Annotated in this window: 14 protein-coding genes; 8 read left to right on the forward strand and 6 right to left on the reverse strand. The window is 74.1% G+C overall.

Annotated elements, in window-relative coordinates; genetic code table 11:
* The first annotated feature begins 156 nt into the window (after window positions 1-156).
* Window positions 157-726, forward strand: a complete 570-nt coding sequence (locus tag ACFV4F_RS06260) for a hypothetical protein (protein WP_380500620.1) — start codon at window positions 157-159, stop codon at window positions 724-726.
* A gap of 13 nt (window positions 727-739) precedes the next feature.
* Here ACFV4F_RS06260 and ACFV4F_RS06265 read toward each other — a convergent pair whose 3' ends face one another.
* From ACFV4F_RS06265 to ACFV4F_RS06280, 4 genes are all read right to left on the reverse strand, one after another.
* On the reverse strand, window positions 740-2,422 hold the full coding sequence (locus tag ACFV4F_RS06265) for a serine/threonine-protein kinase (RefSeq protein WP_380500700.1): 1,683 nt from the start codon (window positions 2,420-2,422) through the stop codon (window positions 740-742).
* 201 nt (window positions 2,423-2,623) lie between these two features.
* Window positions 2,624-2,878 carry a hypothetical protein gene (locus ACFV4F_RS06270; RefSeq protein WP_380500621.1) on the reverse strand — a complete coding sequence of 85 codons (255 nt, stop codon included), beginning with the start codon at window positions 2,876-2,878 and terminating at the stop codon, window positions 2,624-2,626.
* 4 nt (window positions 2,879-2,882) lie between these two features.
* Complete coding sequence (locus tag ACFV4F_RS06275; RefSeq protein ID WP_380500622.1) at window positions 2,883-3,797, reverse strand: hypothetical protein; 915 nt, start codon at window positions 3,795-3,797, stop codon at window positions 2,883-2,885.
* A gap of 75 nt (window positions 3,798-3,872) precedes the next feature.
* Window positions 3,873-4,634 (reverse strand): phytanoyl-CoA dioxygenase family protein, encoded by a 762-nt coding sequence (locus ACFV4F_RS06280; protein ID WP_380444854.1) that lies wholly within the window; start codon window positions 4,632-4,634, stop codon window positions 3,873-3,875.
* 313 nt (window positions 4,635-4,947) lie between these two features.
* On the opposite strand from ACFV4F_RS06280, the gene ACFV4F_RS06285 reads away from it, so the two are divergent.
* The 3 genes from ACFV4F_RS06285 (at window position 4,948) to ACFV4F_RS06295 (ending at window position 7,636) form a co-directional block, all read left to right on the forward strand.
* Entirely contained in the window at window positions 4,948-6,312 is a 1,365-nt protein-coding gene (locus tag ACFV4F_RS06285; RefSeq protein ID WP_380500623.1) for a diacylglycerol/lipid kinase family protein, read from the forward strand.
* Window positions 6,309-6,872, forward strand: coding sequence for a phosphatase PAP2 family protein (locus ACFV4F_RS06290; protein WP_380500624.1), 564 nt, complete (start codon window positions 6,309-6,311; stop codon window positions 6,870-6,872). Before ACFV4F_RS06285 ends, ACFV4F_RS06290 begins: the two co-directional genes overlap by 4 nt.
* A gap of 119 nt (window positions 6,873-6,991) precedes the next feature.
* On the forward strand, window positions 6,992-7,636 hold the full coding sequence (locus ACFV4F_RS06295; RefSeq protein ID WP_380500625.1) for a hypothetical protein: 645 nt from the start codon (window positions 6,992-6,994) through the stop codon (window positions 7,634-7,636).
* Window positions 7,637-7,697: 61 nt separating this feature from the next.
* On the opposite strand, the gene ACFV4F_RS06300 is transcribed toward ACFV4F_RS06295, so the two are convergent.
* Complete coding sequence (locus ACFV4F_RS06300; RefSeq protein WP_380500626.1) at window positions 7,698-9,764, reverse strand: phosphocholine-specific phospholipase C; 2,067 nt, start codon at window positions 9,762-9,764, stop codon at window positions 7,698-7,700.
* A 275-nt stretch (window positions 9,765-10,039) separates the two neighbouring features.
* Here ACFV4F_RS06300 and ACFV4F_RS06305 point away from each other — a divergent pair, with 275 nt between their 5' ends.
* Both ACFV4F_RS06305 and ACFV4F_RS06310 read left to right on the forward strand, forming a co-directional pair.
* Entirely contained in the window at window positions 10,040-11,653 is a 1,614-nt protein-coding gene (locus ACFV4F_RS06305; protein WP_380500627.1) for a GMC family oxidoreductase, read from the forward strand.
* 209 nt (window positions 11,654-11,862) lie between these two features.
* Window positions 11,863-13,173, forward strand: a complete 1,311-nt coding sequence (locus ACFV4F_RS06310) for an alkaline phosphatase family protein (protein WP_380500628.1) — start codon at window positions 11,863-11,865, stop codon at window positions 13,171-13,173.
* A gap of 10 nt (window positions 13,174-13,183) precedes the next feature.
* Here ACFV4F_RS06310 and ACFV4F_RS06315 read toward each other — a convergent pair whose 3' ends face one another.
* A complete protein-coding gene (locus ACFV4F_RS06315) occupies window positions 13,184-14,035 on the reverse strand; it encodes a hypothetical protein (RefSeq protein WP_380436938.1) in 852 nt (283 codons plus the stop codon).
* A 452-nt stretch (window positions 14,036-14,487) separates the two neighbouring features.
* On the opposite strand from ACFV4F_RS06315, the gene ACFV4F_RS06320 reads away from it, so the two are divergent.
* Together ACFV4F_RS06320 and ACFV4F_RS06325 are read left to right on the forward strand one after the other, a co-directional pair.
* Window positions 14,488-15,648, forward strand: a complete 1,161-nt coding sequence (locus tag ACFV4F_RS06320) for a globin domain-containing protein (RefSeq protein ID WP_380500629.1) — start codon at window positions 14,488-14,490, stop codon at window positions 15,646-15,648.
* 163 nt (window positions 15,649-15,811) lie between these two features.
* Window positions 15,812-17,911 carry a hypothetical protein gene (locus tag ACFV4F_RS06325; RefSeq protein WP_380500630.1) on the forward strand — a complete coding sequence of 700 codons (2,100 nt, stop codon included), beginning with the start codon at window positions 15,812-15,814 and terminating at the stop codon, window positions 17,909-17,911.
* The last annotated feature ends 101 nt before the right edge of the window (window positions 17,912-18,012 follow it).

An 18,012-nucleotide genomic window follows, 5' to 3' on the forward strand; every position in this document is an offset into this window, starting at 1 on the left:
GAGCGATGAGCGGGGGCGCCCCCCCCCCCCCCCGCCCCCCCCCCCCCGGCCCCCCCCCCCCCCCCCGCGGGGGGGGGGGGCGCGCCCCCCCCCCCCCCCCCCCGTCCGCCATCATGGCGGGTTCCGACATCGATTCGGGTGGAGAACGGGAGAACGGTGCAGCCGAAGGATCCCAGGACCCGGGCGGGACGATGGGCCGTCGCCCCGCTCGTCGCGCTGGCGGGGCTCGTCATGATGCTGGCCGGCGCGGCGATGGCCACCGTGTGCGTGCTCAGCATCGGGTACCCGCTGCGGCTCGCCGGGGAGCCCGGCCTGCTGGCCGTCTCGGGCTGCATCACCGAGGGCAGCGGCAAACAGGCCCACACCACCTGCTTCGGCACCTTCACCCCCGACTCGGGCGCCGCCGCCGTTCCGACGTCCTACGACGGCTCCCTGCCGGCCCACGCCCGCGTCCCCGTCCAGTACGTCCCCTCCGAGGACACCACCCACCGTGTGGGCGTGGCCTACACCGGCGTCCGCGTCCTCGGCACCTGCTTCGGCCTGTTGACCGTCATCGGCGGCAGCCTCGGCATCGGCCACGCCGTCCGGATCATCGCGCCCCGCCACGCGGCCCGCTGGCGCAAGGCCGTCCCCGAGCGCCTCGCCGGGTGGGTCGTGGTGGTGCTGCTCGCCCTGACGGCCGTCTCGGGCGTGACCAGCGTGGTGGCGTACCTGCTGGCGGACTGACCTGCGGCGAGCGCTACTTCACGGCCGCGAGGATGCCTTTGACCACGTCGCTGGTCGTGACAGACACCGCGTCGTCCTGGTAACCCTGCCCGTGCGGGACGTACGCCCGGACGACCCTGCTGCCGGCCACGGTGGCCAGGCGGTAGTCCCGCTCGTGGGCCGCGGCGTCGTCCTTCGTCGACTGGTAGGCGCGGTCGCCGAGCGCGACCGGCGGCACGGACCGCGTCCCGGTGTCGCCCTTGGCCCAGTCCGCGTAGAACTGCTGGGCCTGTTCGGGTGTGCGGAAGGTCAGGGTGTCCACGATGACGTAGGTGCCGGCCCCGGGCCCGAGCCGCAGGGTGCACGTCTGGTCGGTGAACGCGTCCGCGGTCCCCGGGTGGTACGAGTCGGTCTTCCCCTGGGGAGTCCGCTCCTGCTTGCCGAAGAGCCGCTCCAGCCCACCGGTGTCGGTGTTCAGGCACTCGGCGGGCAGCGGCCCGAGCGGGGTCCCGGTGGGGCTCGGGGCGACCACCGGGGTGATCCCCGAGGTGGCCGTCGGCGGGCCGGGCAGGGTGATCGTACGCTCCGAATCGGACGTCCCGGAGCCCGGGTTGAGCACCACGGCCGCCGTGATCGCCGCCACGGCCGCCACGGCGACCGCGATCCCGGCGAGCAGCGGCGTGCGCCGCCTGGTGTCCGCCGGTGCCGGTGGCCGAAGGGCCATCGTCGGGTCCGGCACGGGGTCCGGCGTCGGAGGCTGCGAGACCTCCGTCGGGGTCGGGACGGGCTGCGGTGCGTCCTCCGTCCGATCCGGCGCAGCGTCGAGGTTGAGCAACTCCACCGTCCGACGGCCGATCTGGGCCATCAGCGGGGCCGCGAGCCAGCCGGCGGCGACCAGGTCGGCGGCGCCGCCCGGGGCGAGCCGGGCCGCGACCTGCCGCGGGGTCGGCCGCGCGGCCGGGTCCTTGGCCAGGCAGGCCTCCGCCACCTCTCGCAACTCGCCCTGCAGGCCGCCAAGTTCGGGATCACCGTGCGCCACCTTGTACAGCAGGGCGGCCGCGCTGTCCGCGCCGAACGGCGACGCTCCGGTGGCCGCGAACGCCAGCACCGCACCGAGCTGGAACACGTCCGAGGCCGGGCCCAGCGGCTGGTCCTGCACCTGTTCCGGCGACATGTAGCCGGGCGAACCCACCACGACCCCGGTGCTGGTGAGCGCGGACGTGGCGAGGCTGTCCATCGCCCGCGCGATCCCGAAGTCGATCAGCACCGGGCCGTCCGGCGACAGCATCACGTTCGACGGCTTGAGGTCGCGGTGGATCAGCCCCAGCCCGTGGACCGCCGTCAGCGCCTCGGCGAGCCCGGCGGCCAGCGTCCGCACGCCGTCCTCGGACAGCGGCCCGAACTGCGCCACGGCCTCGGCCAGCGAGGGCCCGGCGACGTACCCGGTGGCGACCCACGGCTCCGGCGACTCCGTGTCCGAGTCGAGCACCGGCGCCGTCCACGCCCCGCCGACCCGGCGCGCCGCGGCCACCTCACGCCGGAATCGGGCCCGGAACTCGGCGTCCGCCGCCAGCTCCGGCCGCACGACCTTGACCGCGACGGTCCGCCCGCCGGCCGTCCGCCCCAGGTAGACGCAGCCCATGCCGCCCGCGCCCAGCCGCCCGAGCAGCCGGTACGACCCGACGACGGAAGGATCCCCGGCCACCAACGGCTGCATCGTCACACCAATCCCCGTTCGCCGCTCCGCCGCTGTCCGGCCGCGGCACCCCGAATTTGCCGCCCAGAGCTTAGCGGTATCCCTCAGGCCCGCCCCCGCGCAGCCCGTGCGGCCTGCGCGGCCACCGCAATGGCCCGCCGGGCCGAGGGGTCCGCCGGATGACCGGCGACGAGGTGCAGGCCCGGCCCCCGGTGCGTGGGCCTATGCACTCGTGGCGACGATGCTGGGCGCGGGCTGGGCGTTCCTGCACTCGACGCTCCGGGCGTGGGCGACGTCGGTGGTGCCCGAGGCGCGCGGAACGGCGGTCTCGTGCTCCGTCGCCGCGCTGTTCATCGGCAGCGCGCTCGGCGCGACCCTCGGCCGGGCGCGGCCGACCACGCGCGGTTCGGGCCGCTCTTCGGGGTGGCGGCCGCCGCGACCGTCCCGCTGACCGTCACGGTCGTGGTCGGCCGCCACCGCTTCACCGCTCGGGGGCAGGAGCCGGCCCGCCGGCCGGGGTGTCCGGGGTGTCCGGGGTGTCCGGGGCCTTGACGAGCGACACCTTCGAAGCCTCCAGCGCGTTCGCGGGCTCCGGAGCCTCGATCGAGTCCGGTTCCGCCCCGCCGCCCGGCTGCTCGATCCGGTTCAGCAGCCGCGCGACGGCGTCCGTGCGCTCCCGCAGGGTCGCGACGTGAGCCGCCCTGGCCGGCTTGACGGGCTCCTCGGCGGGCCGCACCGGGATGCCGCGGCGGCGGGCGGTCGCGATCAGGCTCTCGCCGACCTGGCCGGACACGACGAGTGTGGCCACGGCGAAGCAGCCCGCGTCCAGGGTGCGCTGCCGGCCGAGCAGGCCGCGGTACACGATCCGCGCGGGCACGGCCAGTTCGTCCAGGCGCTGCTCGACCGACCCGCGCTCCAGCGCCGCGAGGACGACCGTGGCCAGCGCCTCGCCGATCTTGGTGACGGCCCACTTGCGGCCCGGCACCGGCGGCAGGAACTCCCGGACCTTGTCGACCTCCTGCTCCAGGGCGGTGGTGGTCAGCACCTCGAAGGCGTTGCGGGTCTGCACCTCCACGACCTTGTCCCACTCGATCTCCTCGCCGTCGAACCCGGTCTTCACCGGCCCCAGGTGCACGGCGCCGACGCCGTCGAGGAGTCCGAGCAGCTTGTGCACCGCGGCGGGGGTGCGGGGGTGCCGGCCGAGCAGCGTGCCGACCGACAGCTTCCACGGCTCGGTGGCGGGCACGGGCGGCGGCGCGACAGACGTGAGCGCCGTGAGCGCCCACCGTCCGCCCGCCACCGACCGGCCGCCGCGCAGCGCGGCCTGCCAGCCGGCCTGCAACCCGGCCTCGCCCCGCTCGGCCGCCACGCCTATCAGCCGCCCCAGACCACCCATCAGATCCCCGTCCTCACATCGGCAACCCGCCGATGGTAGGCGGTCGGGCGAGCGGCCCCCGCACCGGTCGGCCCTTCAGGAGCGGCGCAGGCCCGCCAGCACGGCCCGCTCGACCGGGGACGGAGCGGAGCCGTCCAGGTCGAGCAGCCCGGTCGGCTCCAGCGGGGGCTGGGCGATGAACCGCGGCACCGTCCCGCCGTGCCGCTGGGCGGCGTGTATCAGGAACGGGTGGCACAGGTAGACGTCCCCGGCCGCGCCGGTCGCCTCGACCTCCTGACGGCCCGCCGACGCCGGGACGGCCTCCCCGCACAGCGAGAACCACTCCCGGCCCTCCTCCCCCGCGGCGGTGAGCAGCGGCGGCACGTCGAGGTGCGAGCCGATCCGGATGCGGGTCGGGGCGTCGTCCGGGCCGACGTCGGAGAAGAGGAAGAGCATCAGCAGCGCGCGCCCGCGCGAGCGCAGGCCCACCCGGTACTCGCCCGAGTCCCCGGTCCAGCCGGCGTCGAGGTGCCAGCCGTCGTCGCCCGGGTCCTTCTCGCTCGGGAAGCGGATCGGGAAGGTGCCCAGCCCGAGCGGCGCCGTCCAGCGCCCCGCGCCCACCAGTCGGTCGTACGCCTCGTGCAGGGCGGGGGTGTTGGCCGCCTCGCGGAACGGCGGCGTGGCCATGCCGCCGATCCGCACGACCGGCTCCGTCCACGTCCCCGGATCGTCGGGCGAACAGCCGCTCGCCGCCCACAGCTGAGCGCGGCACTCGTCCACCGTGGCCCGGGGCACGGCGCCCGGGACGCGGACGAAGCCGTCCGCGACGAAGGACTCGATCTCGGCTTCGGTCAGCACCGGCACACTCCACGGACTCGGCAGGTCAACTGCCCCGCAGCCTTGTCGAATCACCATGTGACGGCAAATCAATTTCCGCACCTGTGGACAACGTCGACGACGTGGACAACGCGGACGACGCGGACACATCGACACCGTGGACGACTCCGCGCAGCGGTGCTCCGCCGGGCGACGAAGGCGGGCCGCGTCCGGACGGCTCGGGTCGTCGAGCCGCCCCGGCCACGGCCGCCGGGGCCCGCTCGGCGTGCCGTCGGCGGCGGTGCCGGTTACCGTGTCCGGAGCCGAGGAGCACAGGGCCGACGGAGGGGTGCCGATGACGGACGTCGTCGATCGCGCGGAGCGTGCGGACGGAGCGGACGGGCCGGACCCCAGGGCGCGGCTGCTCGCGCGGGCCGCGGTGCTGTGCGCGGTGGCGGCCGTCGTCGCGATCGCGTTCACCGGCCTGCACGGGCTGCTCGCGGTGGTCGCCGAGCTCGCCGGGCTGGCGGTGACGGCGATCGGCGTGTGGTGGGCGATCGCCCGGCGCGGCGTCCTGCGCGCCGCCGGCGCCGTCCTGGCCGTCGGGGCGCCGGTCGCCGTCGTCGTGCTGGCGTACCACGCACACGCGCTGCTGCTGTCGGTGATCGTCCTGGTGCTGTGGCTCGCCGCGTTCGTCTGCGCCCGCGCCGCGCTGCGGGCGGCCCGGCCGCCGAAGCCGATGCCCGCCCGGGAGACCCCGCCGCCGCGGCGGCCGGTGCTGATCATGAATCCGAAGTCCGGCGGCGGCAAGGTCGGGCGCTTCCGGCTCGCGGAGCGGGCCGAGGAACTGGGCGCCGAGGTGATCCTGCTCGACACCTCCGCGGAGCAGGACGTGGCCGGCCTCGCCCGCGGTGCCGTCGCCGACGGCGCCGACCTGCTCGGCGTCGCGGGCGGCGACGGCACCCAGGCCCTGGTCGCGGCGGTCGCCGTCGAGCACGGACTGCCGTTCCTCGTCGTCTCCGCCGGCACCCGCAACCACTTCGCGATGGACCTCGGCCTCGACCGCGACGACCCCGCCACCTGCCTGGACGCGCTGCGCGACGGCGTCGAGCTCACCGTGGACCTGGGCCGGGTCGGCGACCGGCCCTTCGTCAACACCGTCTCCTTCGGCGCCTACGCGGCCATCGTCCAGAGCCCGGAGTACCGCGACGCCAAGACCGCCACCGCCCTGGACGCCCTGCCGGACCTCCTGATGGGCGCCGACGGCCCGCACCTGACCGCCGACGCGGGCGGACGGCGGATCGACGCGCCGCAGGCACTGCTCGTCAGCAACAACCCCTACGCGGGCGCCGACCCCGTCAACCTCGGCCGCCGCCCGCGCCTGGACCGGGGCGTCCTCGGCGTCCTCGGCATCCGCGTCGACGGCGCCGCACAGGCCGCCGAACTCGCTTTGCGCGGCGAACGGGCCACCGGCCTGACCGTGCTGTCGGCGCGGCGGGTCACCGTGCGGGCGGACGCGCCAGAGATCCCCGTCGCCGTCGACGGCGAGGCGCTGACCCTTCCGACCCCGGTCGTCTGCTCGCTCGCCGGCGGCGCCCTGCGGGTGCGCGTCCCGCGCGACCGCCCCGGCGCCGATCCGGCCCAGCAGCCGCACGCCCCCCGCCTGGACTGGCGCGTCATCGCCCGCCTCGCGTTCGCCCGGACGGAGGCGCGCGCATGACCGCGCGGCGGGCCGGCACCGTCCTGCACGACCTGGCGGCCGTCGACCGCGCCGTCTACGCCGCCGTCGCCGCGACCGACACGCCCGCGCTCGACGCCGGCCTGCGCCGGCTCTCCGCCGCCGCCGACCACTCGAAGATCAACCTGTCGATCGCGGCGGCCCTGCTCCTCACCCCCGGCCGGTACCGCCGCGCGGGACTCGCGGGCGCGGCGGCCGTCGGCCTGGCCTCCTTCACCGCGAACCTCCTCGGCAAGGAACTGGTGCGCCGCCCGCGACCGGACCGCGACGCGGCCAGGGTGATCGCCGGCCGCCACGTCCCGATGCCGGCCTCGGCGTCCTTCCCCTCCGGACACACCGCCTCGGCCTTCGCCCTGGCCACGGCCGTGGGCACGGTCCTTCCCGCCACCGCCACCCCCCTGGGCCTCCTGGCCTGCGCCGTCGGCTACTCCCGCGTCCACACGGGCGTCCACTACCCCGGCGACGTCGTGGCCGGCGCCCTCCTGGGCGGCGCCTGCGCGAGCGTCGTCCTGGCCACGGGCCGGAGGCTCACCGGCTGCTAGCGAGCCGCCCGGCGGACCGGATTGCCGGGGCGGGAGGCCGGGAATACCTCGGACGGGTCCCGCGTCACCGGACCCCGAGCGGGGGGCTCGGGGGCGGCACGGGCCCATCGGGGGTATCCATGCCGGGAACCACTCGTCTCCTGACGGCCGCGGCACTGCTGCTCTGCCTGACGTCGTGCACCGGCGGTCCTGGTCCCGTGCCGAGCGCCGGCACCTCCCCGCCCGCCCTGTCGGATCAACAACTGAGCGACGTGGAGCACCAGTTGGTGCAGGACGTGATCGCCGACGGACACGACCCGGCCGGCCCGCCGGTGCTCACGTACCGGAGCGGACAGGACGTCGACGCCATCTGGCCCACCACCGACGGGTACCTGTGCGTCGGGAAGCGCAACGCGATGGGCCGCCTGCGCTTCTGCCTCACCGACCCGTTTCCCGCCGCCCCGGCACCACACCTGGAGATCGCGGACGGCCCGACGCCCACGCGCGACGGCTTCGTCACCGTCTTCCTCGCCGGCGGCGAGGACGTGCGCGACCTGACCTGCGGCGGTGCCCGCGCCGCGCTGCGGCGGGTCGGCCGGTTCCGGGCCCGGGCCACGGACCTGGCCGTCTACACGTACGTGACGCCCTGGGTTCCGCACGGCATCCTTCAGGCAGAGGTCGTCCGTGCCGGCGTCCCGGCGACCGAGCAGGTGACGCTCGACTCCTTCGACATTCGGCGCGACTGGGTCCGAATGTGCGGCTCAGACCCGCTTCCGCATCCCTGAACCACCCGCCGGGTCGGCCGACGGGGCCCGCGGCCCGGACCCCGTCGGCCGTGCGGGCCGGTCAGCCGCTGACGCTGGCGGCGCCCGTCTCGATGTGGCCGGTCGCGCGGCGGGTCCAGGACTGGTCGCTGTTCACGGTGACGGTGAAGTCGTACCAGCCCTGGGCGATCGTGACCGCGTTGAAGTAGTCGCTGACGGTGGCTCCCGGGGCGACCTGGTAGGTCCAGGTGCCGGTGCGGTAGTTGGTGGCGGTGATGGTGAACGTGACGGTGGCGGTGCCGGTGTTGGTCATCGTGAACCACACGGCCGGCTTGCCGGTGTCCGGCGCCGGCGCGTAGGAGGTGGTGGCCTCCGCGGTCTTGCCGGCGGTGGTGGCGTTGCCGGTGAAGCGGCGCAGGAAGCGGTTGGGGCCGAGCACGGTGAGGTCGTACTGGCCGTTGCCGTAGTCGGCGCCGATGTTGAAGTAGTCGCTCGCGCGCCCGTCGGTGCCGGAGGCGGCGTCGTAGGGGGCGACGGTGTACTGCCACGGGCCGCCGCTGCGGTAGGCGTTGGCGTGGATCGAGTAGTGCGCCCAGGCCGTGGCCTGCGGGCCCTGGTTGGCCAGGTCGATCCAGAGCAGGATCTGGTTGTTCGCGTCGTACTCGATCCGGTCGACCCACGCGTTCGGCTGGTAGGGCAGCGCGCGGGCGGGCTTGGTGCCGGGCTCCTGGACGGGCATGGAGTTGGTGCCCGGGGCCGGGTTGATCTGCAGGTTGGCGGTGGCCTGGCTGATGGTGGCGCTGGTGTCGGGCAGCGCGGGCGCGCCGTAGAGGGGACTGGTGAAGTCGAAGGCGCCGGTGAGGTCGCCGCAGACCTGGCGGCGCCAGGTGCTGATGTTCGGGCAGACGGCGGGGGTGCCGATGGCGGCGGTCCAGGTCTCCAGGAAGCGCAGCACGGACGTGTGGTCGTAGACGTGGGAGTCGACGAAGCCGCCGCGGCTCCACGGCGAGACCACGATCATCGGGACGCGGAAGCCGAGGCCGATGTTGGTGCCGTTGTAGAACTCGCCGGCGGTGCCGGCCGGGGCGACGGGCGGGGGCACGTGGTCGAAGAAGCCGTCGTTCTCGTCGTAGTTGAGGAACAGGACGGTCGAGTTGAACACGTCCGGGTTCGCCGCGAGGGCCTGCACCACCAGGTTGACGAAGTGCGCGCCGTTCTCCGGCGGGCCGTCCGGGTGCTCGGAGAACAGCTGGTTGGGCACCACCCAGGAGACCTGGGGCAGCGTGCCGGCGACCGAGTCGGCCCGGATCGCGGCGGCGATGTCGTCCGGGGTGGAGCTGGTGCTGGGCACGGAGGCCATGCCGCGCTGGGCGAGCGGGCTCGAACTCGGGGCGCTGGTGAACTGGTTGAAGTACGCCAGGGCGTTGTCGCCGTAGTTGTCGCTCGCGTTCTGGTAGACCTTCCAGCTGACGCCCGCGTTCTGCAGCGCCTCGGCGTAGGTCTGCCAGCGCAGGCCCTTCTCGTCGCCGCCGTCGTAGGCGGGGCCGCCCGCGGTGCCGGCCGGGTCGATCTGGCCGGACCACAGGTAGGTGCGGTTGGGGCCGGTGGCCGAGAGGATCGAGCAGTGGTACGCGTCGCACACGGTGTAGGTGTCGGCGAGCGCGTAGTGGAACGGTATGTCCTCGCGGGCCATGAAGCCCATGGTTCTGTCGGAGCCCTTGGCGGCGATCCAGGAGTCCATCTTCCCGTTGTTCCACGCCTGGTGCTGGGTGGACCAGGAGTGGTCGAGCGAGCCGTCGCACTGCGCGAGCTGCTCGCCGCTGACGCCCCACCACCACGTGCTGGTCTTGCTGAGCTGCCACGGGTACTGCCGGCCGCTGCCGTTGGGCTGGTTGAAGACGCTGGTGCCGCCCGCGATCTGGATCGCGGTGCGGTCGCCGAAGCCGCGCACGCCCTTGAGCGCGCCGAAGTAGTGGTCGAAGCTGCGGTTCTCCTGCATGAGCACCACGACGTGCTTGACGTCGCGGATCGTGCCGGTCGGGGCGGCGGAGGCGCTCGGTACCGCGCCGGGCAGGGCGGCGTCCAGGCCGATGGCCGCGCCGAGGGCGGCGGCCGAGCCGAGGAAGGTGCGGCGGGTGACTGGGGACACGTGAGGCCTCCGAGAAGTATGGACAACTCCGGCGGACGATCCGGCAGCGGAGACTGTCGGGCAGCCAGATGGCTACCGGTCGGTAGCCGGGTGGCGGAGAAGTTACACGCGGCCGACGGTTCGCGGAAGCCTCGCGGCATGAACACGCCGCCCCGGCCGTGGTTGACCGGTTCACCGTCTATGACGCGGCGCGGCGAGAGCGGATACTGGCCGACCGGCTCGGTTCCGGCACGCACTCCCCGGACCCAACACGTCCTTCTCTCAAAGGGGTTGGCATGAGCAGCAGCACGTACGACTACGTCATCGTCGGCGCCGGTTCCGCGGGCTGCGTGCTGGCCGCGCGGCTGTCGGAGGATCCGGACGTCCGGGTGGCGGTGGTCGAGGCGGGCGGCCCGGACACCGCGCAGGAGATCCACGTGCCGGTCGCGTTCCCCCGGTTGTTCAAGTCGGACGTCGACTGGGACTTCGACTCCGAACCGGAGCCGGGCCTCGGCGGGCGGCGGGTCTACCTGCCCCGGGGCCGGACGTTCGGCGGCTGCAGCTCGCTCAACGCGATGATCTACGTCCGGGGCGCCCGCGCCGACTACGACGGGTGGGCGGCGGCCGGGGCCACCGGCTGGTCGTACGACGAGGTGCTGCCGTACTTCCGGCACGCGGAGGACAACGAGCGCGGCGAGGACGAGTTCCACGGCGTCGGCGGACCGCTGACCGTGAGTGACGGACGCTCCGGACACCCGCTCGCCTCGGCCTTCGTCCAGGCCGCCGGGCAGGCGGGCTACAAGGCGAACGACGACTTCAACGGCGCGACGCAGTTCGGCGTCGGGCGCTACCAGGTGACGCAGCGTGGCGGCCTGCGGTGCAGCGCGGCCGTCGCCTACCTGCACCCGGCCCTCGGGCGGCTGAACCTCACGGTGCTCGCCGGCGTCCGCGCGCACCGCGTGGTGGTCGAGGGCGGCCGGGCGGTGGGCGTGGCGGTCGAGCGCGCCGGGGTCGTCGAGGTCGTGCGCGCCGAGCGGGAGGTCGTCCTGTCGGCCGGGGCGTACGGCTCGCCGAAACTGCTGATGCTGTCGGGGATCGGGCCGGGCGAAGCCCTGTCCGCCCTCGGGATCGAGGTCGTGCGCGACCTGCCCGTCGGCCGGGGGCTGCAGGACCACTACATGGCGATGCTCAACTTCCGCACCGGCGCCGACTCGCTGGCCAGTGCGGCGAGCGCGGAGAACACCGCCCTGCTGGAGACGCAGGGGCGCGGACCGCTCACCTCCAACGTCGGCGAGGCCGGCGGCTTCTTCCGCAGCCGCGACGACCTGGACGCGCCGGACATCCAGTTCCACGCCGCCCCGGGACTGTTCCACCAGGAGGGGCTCGGCGCCGTCACCGAGCACGGGTTCGCCTTCGGCCCGTGCGTCCTCGCCCCGACCAGCCGCGGCGCGGTGACCCTGCGCTCCGCGCGGCCGGACGCCGCGCCGCGGATCGTCCACAACTACCTGACGACGGAGGAGGACCGGGCGGCGATCGTCGCCGGGACGCGGATCGCCCTGGAGATCGCGGCGCAGCGGGCGGTGACCGATGTCGCCACCGGGACGTACGGGGACGCGCCGTCCCCGTCCGGCTCGGACGCCGATCTCCTCGCGTGGGCGCGGCGCGCCGGCCAGACGCTGTACCACCCGACGTCGAGCTGCGCGATCGGCGCCGTCGTCGACCCGGAGCTGCGGGTGTACGGCGTGGCGGGCCTGCGGGTCGTCGACGCGTCCGTGTTCCCGGCGGTGCCGCGCGGGAACACCGACGCGCCCACGATCATGGCGGCGGAGAAGGCTGCGGACCTGATCACGGGCGCCGCGGAGCCGATCACGGGCGCCGCAGACCCGATCGCGGGCCGGTCCGGGTCCTGATGCCCCATCGAGTCCGCCACCCGCCCGACGCGCGCGGGTGGGGCCGCGCACGGCTCGTGGCCTTCACCCGCTCGGCCTATAGTGGAGAACGTGGCCGCCCGTACCCGGCCACCGGGACGACATTCCGAGCGGGGAGGCCCAAGTCGTCCGCCGTGCGCCTCGACGTGAGTCCGTCCGCCGCTTCACCCGCGCGTGGCAGGAGACCGTCCATGTCGAACAACGGCCGGTTGGACCAGATCGACCACCTCGTGGTCCTGATGCAGGAGAACCGCTCCTTCGACCACATGCTGGGGTTCCTCTACCCCGACCAGAAGACCCCGTCCGGGGCGCAGTTCGAGGGCCTGAAGGGAGACGAGAGCAACGCCGGGCCCGACGGCGTGCACACCGTCTTCAGGATCCTCCGCACCGCCCCCGACGCGTACTTCATGCCCGGCGCCGACCCCCGCGAGGGCTACGCGCCGACCAACACGCAGCTGTTCGGGACGGCCGATCCCGGCACACCCGCCCCCGCCGCGACCATGACGGGCTTCGTGACGAGCTTCGTCGACGCCCTGCAGTTCGACCCGCTGCACGGCCGGACGGTCCGCCCCGGCACCGGGCCCGGGAACATCATGGGCTGCTACACCCCGGACGCCCTGCCCGTCCTGTCCGGCCTGGCGCGCGGCTACGCGGTCTGCGACCACTGGTTCAGCTCCGCGCCCACCGAGACCCTGCCCAACCGGGCGTTCGCCCTCGCCGGCACCAGCCAGGGCCGGATGGACGACCACCAGCAGGCCGGCACGCCCCCGTTCGACTTCCCGAGCATCTTCGGCCTGCTCGCCAAGAACGGCACGGACTGGGCGATCTACAGCGACGGCAAGCAGCTGACCCGCTTCGACTTCCCGGACACGACCCAGGCCGACCCGAGCCACTTCGGCGGCTTCACCCAGTTCCGCAACGCCGCCAGGACCGGCACCCTCCCCAAGGGCTTCGTCTTCCTGGAGCCCGACTGGAGCCTGGCCGGCAACGACCAGCACCCGGTCCACGACGTCTCGCACGGCGAACAGCTGATGCTCGACGTCTACACGGCGCTGCGCACCGGCCCGGACTGGAACAGGACCCTGCTCGTCATCACCTACGACGAGCACGGCGGCTGCTACGACCACGTGCCCCCGCCCTCCGGCGCCGTCCCGCCCGACGGCGCCCAGGGCGAGTTCGGCTTCGACTTCACCCGCTTCGGCGTCCGTGTGCCCGCGGTGCTGATCTCCCCGCTGATCGCCGCCGGAACGGTCTACCGGCCCGCCGGCGACACCCCGCTGGACCACACCTCGGTGCTCAAGACGATCGAGCAGCGCTGGAACCTCCCGCCGCTGACCGACCGCGACAAGGCGGCCCCGGGCTTCGGCGACGTCCTCACCCTGGACACGCCGCGCACCGACGACCCGCTGACCCTGGTCCCGATGTCCGGCGGCACGACCATGTCCGCGAACAGCGAGTCCTACCTGGACCGGGTCTGCGACGCCCTGGCCCGGCAGGCCTGAGCCCGGCGCCTCAGAGCGCCTTCGCCTGCCAGTAGGTGAACCGCTCGACCGGGTCGCCGTCGAGCGACCACGGCCACGCGGTGACGGTGTCGCCGATCGCCCCGAACACGGCGCCGCCCTCGCGGACGCGGCCGGCCTGCACGAGCGCGTAGGCCAGCAGGTTCAGGTCGGCCAGGGCCGCGGCGTGCCGCAGGTAGCCCTCGCGCGGCCAGGTGGCCAGGGCCGTGTCCAGGGCGCCGGCGGCCCGGGTGTGCGTCCAGAGGCGGCGGGCCAGCAGCGCCTCGACGCCGCCCCTGGCGGCGGTGCGGTCGTGCTCGTCGACGAGGGCCGCGAGCTCCACGCCCACGGACGGCGAGACCGGCGGCGCCGAGGCCCGGAGCGTCTCCACGAAGTCGAGCTGGCCGCTGCGTGAGCCGCACTCCTCCGGCGAGAGGTAGCGCAGCATCTGCAGGTGGGCCTCGCGGTTCCAGGGGTCGCGCGCGGTCACCTCCTGCCAGACGGCGTACAGCTGGTGCGGCTCCGCCCGCATGAGGCGCAGGATCCCGAGCAGCACCACCCAGGGGAGGGGGTCGGACGGGGCGATCTCCGCGGCGCGGTAGCAGTGGTCGGCGGCCGCCCTGGCGTCGTCCATCCGCCCGGCGGCCCGGCCGCGGACCAGCTCGACCCAGCCCTCGAACACCATCGGGTCCGAGCCGCGCCGGCGCAGCCGCCAGGACCGCGCGAACGCCGTGGGCGCGGCGGTCTCGGCGAGCACGGCGAAGCGGTGCGCCCGGCGGTCCGGGTCCCGCGCGGACTCCTGGAGCAGCCGGTCGACCTGGTCGATCTGGATGTCGTCCGGCCCCAGCCGCCCGGCGGAATTCATTTGCCGCCGAACGCGGCCGAGTTGCACGTCATCGAGTTCCGGCCGCACCCGCGGACCGGAAGCGCGGAGCCTTCGGAATATCGACACGCGCCGCAGCGTAGGACCCGAAGGGGAATTTCGGACAGCCCCGGACGGCCCCCGAGAGCGAATTGTTATTTCCGGCCGCCCCGGTGAACCTACCGCTCCGTACGGCAACCGGCCGCCGGGATTGTTCAGGCAGGTTCCGCATTTGCGCCCCGCGCGGGCGGACCTTACCACTCTCGGTCACTACGAGCCAGTATCGCGCTTCACAAATGATTCACCCCGTCGGCTTGCACATCCGATAGGGCCCGTGGGCAGAATGGGCCGATTTTTAATGACCGCCCCACCCCGCGAAGAACGCAAAGAATTCAACCGGAGAGATACGCGTGAAGCTTCGCGCCCAATACCCGATCAGAAACCCCGCTGAGCCGATGAATTCCCCTGACCGCGCCTCAGAAGCGATCGTCTCCCCGTACGAGATCTCCTTGCTGCGGGCGAGCCGGGCCGCCGTCGAGCCGTACGCCGCCGACCTCCCGGGCCACTTCTACGCGACCCTGTTCCAGCGCTACCCCCAGGTCCGTGACCTGTTCCCGGAGCACATGGAGGTCCAGCACGACAAGCTCGTACGCGCGCTCATGCTCGTCGTCGACCTGGTGGACGAGCCCGCTACCCTCGTCCGGTTCTGCTCCGAACTGGGCCGCGACCACCGCAAGTTCGGCGCCCTCAGCGCGCACTACGCGGCGGTCGGCGAGTGCCTGCTCGCCACGCTGGAGCACTTCGCCGGCTCCGCCTGGACACCGGCCGTCGCGGCGGCCTGGACCCGCGCCTACACCGCGGCCGCCGGAGTCATGGACGGGGCCGCCACGGCCGACGCCGCCGAGCGTCCGGCCGTTTGGGACGCCCGCGTCGTGGACCACCGGCGGCACGGCCGCGACCTCGCGGAGATCACCGTGCGGACCGACCTGCCGTACCCGTACACCGGCGGGCAGTTCGTGAGCCTGGCGACGCCGTGGTGGCCGAAGAGCTGGCGCTACTTCTCCCCCGCCAACGCCCGGCGCCCGGACGGGACCGTCACCTTCCACGTCCGTGCCGTCACGGGCGGCCCGGTCAGCACCGCCCTGGTGCAGCGCGCGAGGGTCGACGACGTCCTCCGGCTCGGCCGGCCGCTCGGCGACATGGTCCTCGACCCGGCCGCGCGCCGGGACGTCGTCTGCGTCGCGGGCGGCACCGGTCTCGCGCCGGTCCTCGCCCTCCTCGAACAGGCCGTCCTGGACGGGGTCCGGCGGCGGACCGACGTCTTCGTGGGCACGCGCGGCACGGACGGACCGCTGGGCCTGGACACCCTCCGCCGGCTCGCCGACCAGTACTCCTGGCTCACGGTGCACCCCGTCGTCCACGACGACGACACCCCCGGCGCCGTCCTCCGCCTGCCCGCGGCCCTCGCGGCGGCCGGGCCCTGGCGGGACCACGACGCCTACGTCAGCGGCCCCGGCCCGATGATCGTGAGCGCGGCCGAGGCCCTGTACCGCACCGGGGTGCCACTCGACCACATCCACCACGACCCGTTCGTCCGGCTCGACTTCGCGCTCTGAAGTCGCCCTCGCCGGGCTGCCGAGAGCCTGCCATTTCGGTTCAATTCACCAAAACTCGGAGCTCACAGGGAATTTGACAGTCGTTCGTATCCTGCAGAACAGTTCCCCCGACGGCGGACGATCATCGACACCACCAGGTCCGCCGACGGGGAGGACTTCACCAATGCGTTCCGGATTCCGGCGGGCCGCCGTCTGCGCCGCCACGGCGCTGGTCGCCGCGACGATCACACCGCTCGTCGGCTCGGCCTCGGCCGACACCGCACCGCCCACGAACGGCTACCTGCAGATCGTCGCCCACGAGGACGACGACATCCTGTTCATGAACCCCGACCTCGCCCGCCAGTACGACGCTCCGTCCACGACGGTCTACCTGACGTCGGGCGAGCAGGCCACCACCACGGAGAGCGCGTGCCTCTACGCGCAGCACCGCGAGGAGGGCGCGCGCGACGCGCACGCCACACTGGCCGGGGTCGCGAACGACTGGGCCTTCGACACCCTCACGCTCGGCAACGGCAAGACCGTCGAGGTCGACACCCTGCGCGGCACCGCGAACCCGGTGCGCCTCGTCTTCTTCCGGCTCTACCAGAGCGGCGACCCGGGCGCAGCCGGCGAGACCTCGCTGGACGACCTCTACATCGGCCCCGTCCCCGACGGAAACGGGCACCTCGTCACGCCGAACCCCAAGCGGACGGTGGGCAGCCAGGGCACGGACGGCGACGAGTGCCGGACCGCGCCGGCCCACCCCGACACGACGCCGGACTACCGCCCCTACAACAACCAGACCTACACCCACGAAGAACTGGTCGCCGCCCTCACCGACCTGATGGGGCAGTACAACCCGGGCATCCTGCTCGCGCAGGATCCGAAGGTCTACCCGCTGGGCAGGGGACACGACGAAACCGGCTACGACTACCGCACGGACCCGCTCAACTACGGCGACAACTCCGACCACCGCGGCGCCGCGCGCTTCGCGGGCGAGGCGGCGGCCGGCTACCACCCCGCCCGGGGCAACGTCCTGCTGCGGTACTACCGCGACTACAACATCCGGCTGCGCCCGGCGAACGTGGACCCGCGCCAGGCCTCGGCCAAGTGGAGCGTCTTCAAGGACGACTACCTGCCGCACGACTCGGAGCTCCACGAGAGCGGCGCGGCCAGCTGGCAGAACCACTACGCGATGTACGAGTTCCGCTCGTACCCGCGCTGGTTCAACGGCACCACCTGGTCGGCCCAGGACGGCAACGGCCTGCTCAACGCCTTCGCAGTGGTCAACGGACAGCCCTCGCAGTGGAAGGAGACCGCGAGCGGCGGGGCGTGGACCGGCCCGGCGGGCCTGGGCGGCGGCGGGCAGTTCGCGCCCTACCTGACCGTGGTCAAGGACGGCAAGGGCCTGCTCCACCTCTTCGGCATCCGCCTGGCGGACGACAAGGGCACCGACAACCACGACGAGATCGTCACGCTCGCGCAGACCTCGGTCGGCGGCGGCTGGGGCGCCTGGACCTCGCTGGGCAACCCCAACTCCGACGACGTCGGCGAGATGATCGGCTCGCCCGTCGTGACGCCCAACGCCAACGGGGCGCTCACCGTCTTCGTGCCCAACGCCGGAGGCGGCGTCAGCGCCGTCACCCAGCAGCAGGACGGCAGTTGGCCGGGCACCTGGGCGGACCTGGGCGGCGCGTGGGTCCAGGACGGCCTCGCGGCGAGCCTGGGCACCGACGGCCTGATCGACGTCTTCGCCCCCACCGTGTCCGGCCACGACCTCCTGCACTGGCGACAGAGCACGAAGAACGGCCCCTTCGTCCCGGACACCGCCTTCAGCGGGCCCACCCCGGCCGGGCCGATCGGCATCGCGCAGACCGCCGGCGGCCGCAAGGAGATCCTCTTCTCGCACCCCGACACCGGGAAGACCGTCAACCAGTGGGTGCAGGCCGACACCACCTGGACCCCCGTCTCCTCGTCCACCGGCGGCCCGGTCGGCGTGGACGGCCCGAGCGCCGTCACCGCCAACGGCCGCATCGTCGTCGCGACGCGCAACGGCGGCGGCGGCGTCAGCCTGGCCACCCAGACCGAGGGCAACGGCGCCTTCACCACGGTCTGGCAGGACCTCGGCTCGGTGATCGTCGGCGCGCCGTCGCTGGCCACCGACGCCACCGGCCGCGTGGTCGTGCTCGCCCTCGGCACCGACGCCCGGCTCCACCTGCGGCGCCAGACCGACGCCAAGGCGGACAGCCCGTTCGCCGACTGGCAGGCGGCCGTCTCCTCCTGACCGCCCCGCTCGCCGCGGGGGGGCGCGCGGGGGGGCGGGGGCGGGGGGGGGGCGCCCCCGGACCCGGGCCCCAACCCGGGCCCGGGCCCCCGGGCGCGGGC

The organism is Kitasatospora sp. NPDC059722, assembly GCF_042733235.1.
Taxonomy (GTDB): domain Bacteria; phylum Actinomycetota; class Actinomycetes; order Streptomycetales; family Streptomycetaceae; genus Kitasatospora.

Coding starts and splice junctions, on each gene's coding strand:
- ACFV4F_RS06275 (WP_380500622.1), bottom strand. CDS start 3,797: ATGGGTGGTCTGGGGCGGCTGATAGGCGTGGCGGCCGAGCGGGGCGAG.
- ACFV4F_RS06310 (WP_380500628.1), top strand. CDS start 11,863: ATGTCGAACAACGGCCGGTTGGACCAGATCGACCACCTCGTGGTCCTG.
- ACFV4F_RS06305 (WP_380500627.1), top strand. CDS start 10,040: ATGAGCAGCAGCACGTACGACTACGTCATCGTCGGCGCCGGTTCCGCG.
- ACFV4F_RS06285 (WP_380500623.1), top strand. CDS start 4,948: ATGACGGACGTCGTCGATCGCGCGGAGCGTGCGGACGGAGCGGACGGG.
- ACFV4F_RS06315 (WP_380436938.1), bottom strand. CDS start 14,035: ATGAATTCCGCCGGGCGGCTGGGGCCGGACGACATCCAGATCGACCAG.
- ACFV4F_RS06290 (WP_380500624.1), top strand. CDS start 6,309: ATGACCGCGCGGCGGGCCGGCACCGTCCTGCACGACCTGGCGGCCGTC.
- ACFV4F_RS06295 (WP_380500625.1), top strand. CDS start 6,992: ATGCCGGGAACCACTCGTCTCCTGACGGCCGCGGCACTGCTGCTCTGC.
- ACFV4F_RS06320 (WP_380500629.1), top strand. CDS start 14,488: ATGAATTCCCCTGACCGCGCCTCAGAAGCGATCGTCTCCCCGTACGAG.
- ACFV4F_RS06325 (WP_380500630.1), top strand. CDS start 15,812: ATGCGTTCCGGATTCCGGCGGGCCGCCGTCTGCGCCGCCACGGCGCTG.
- ACFV4F_RS06265 (WP_380500700.1), bottom strand. CDS start 2,422: ATGCAGCCGTTGGTGGCCGGGGATCCTTCCGTCGTCGGGTCGTACCGG.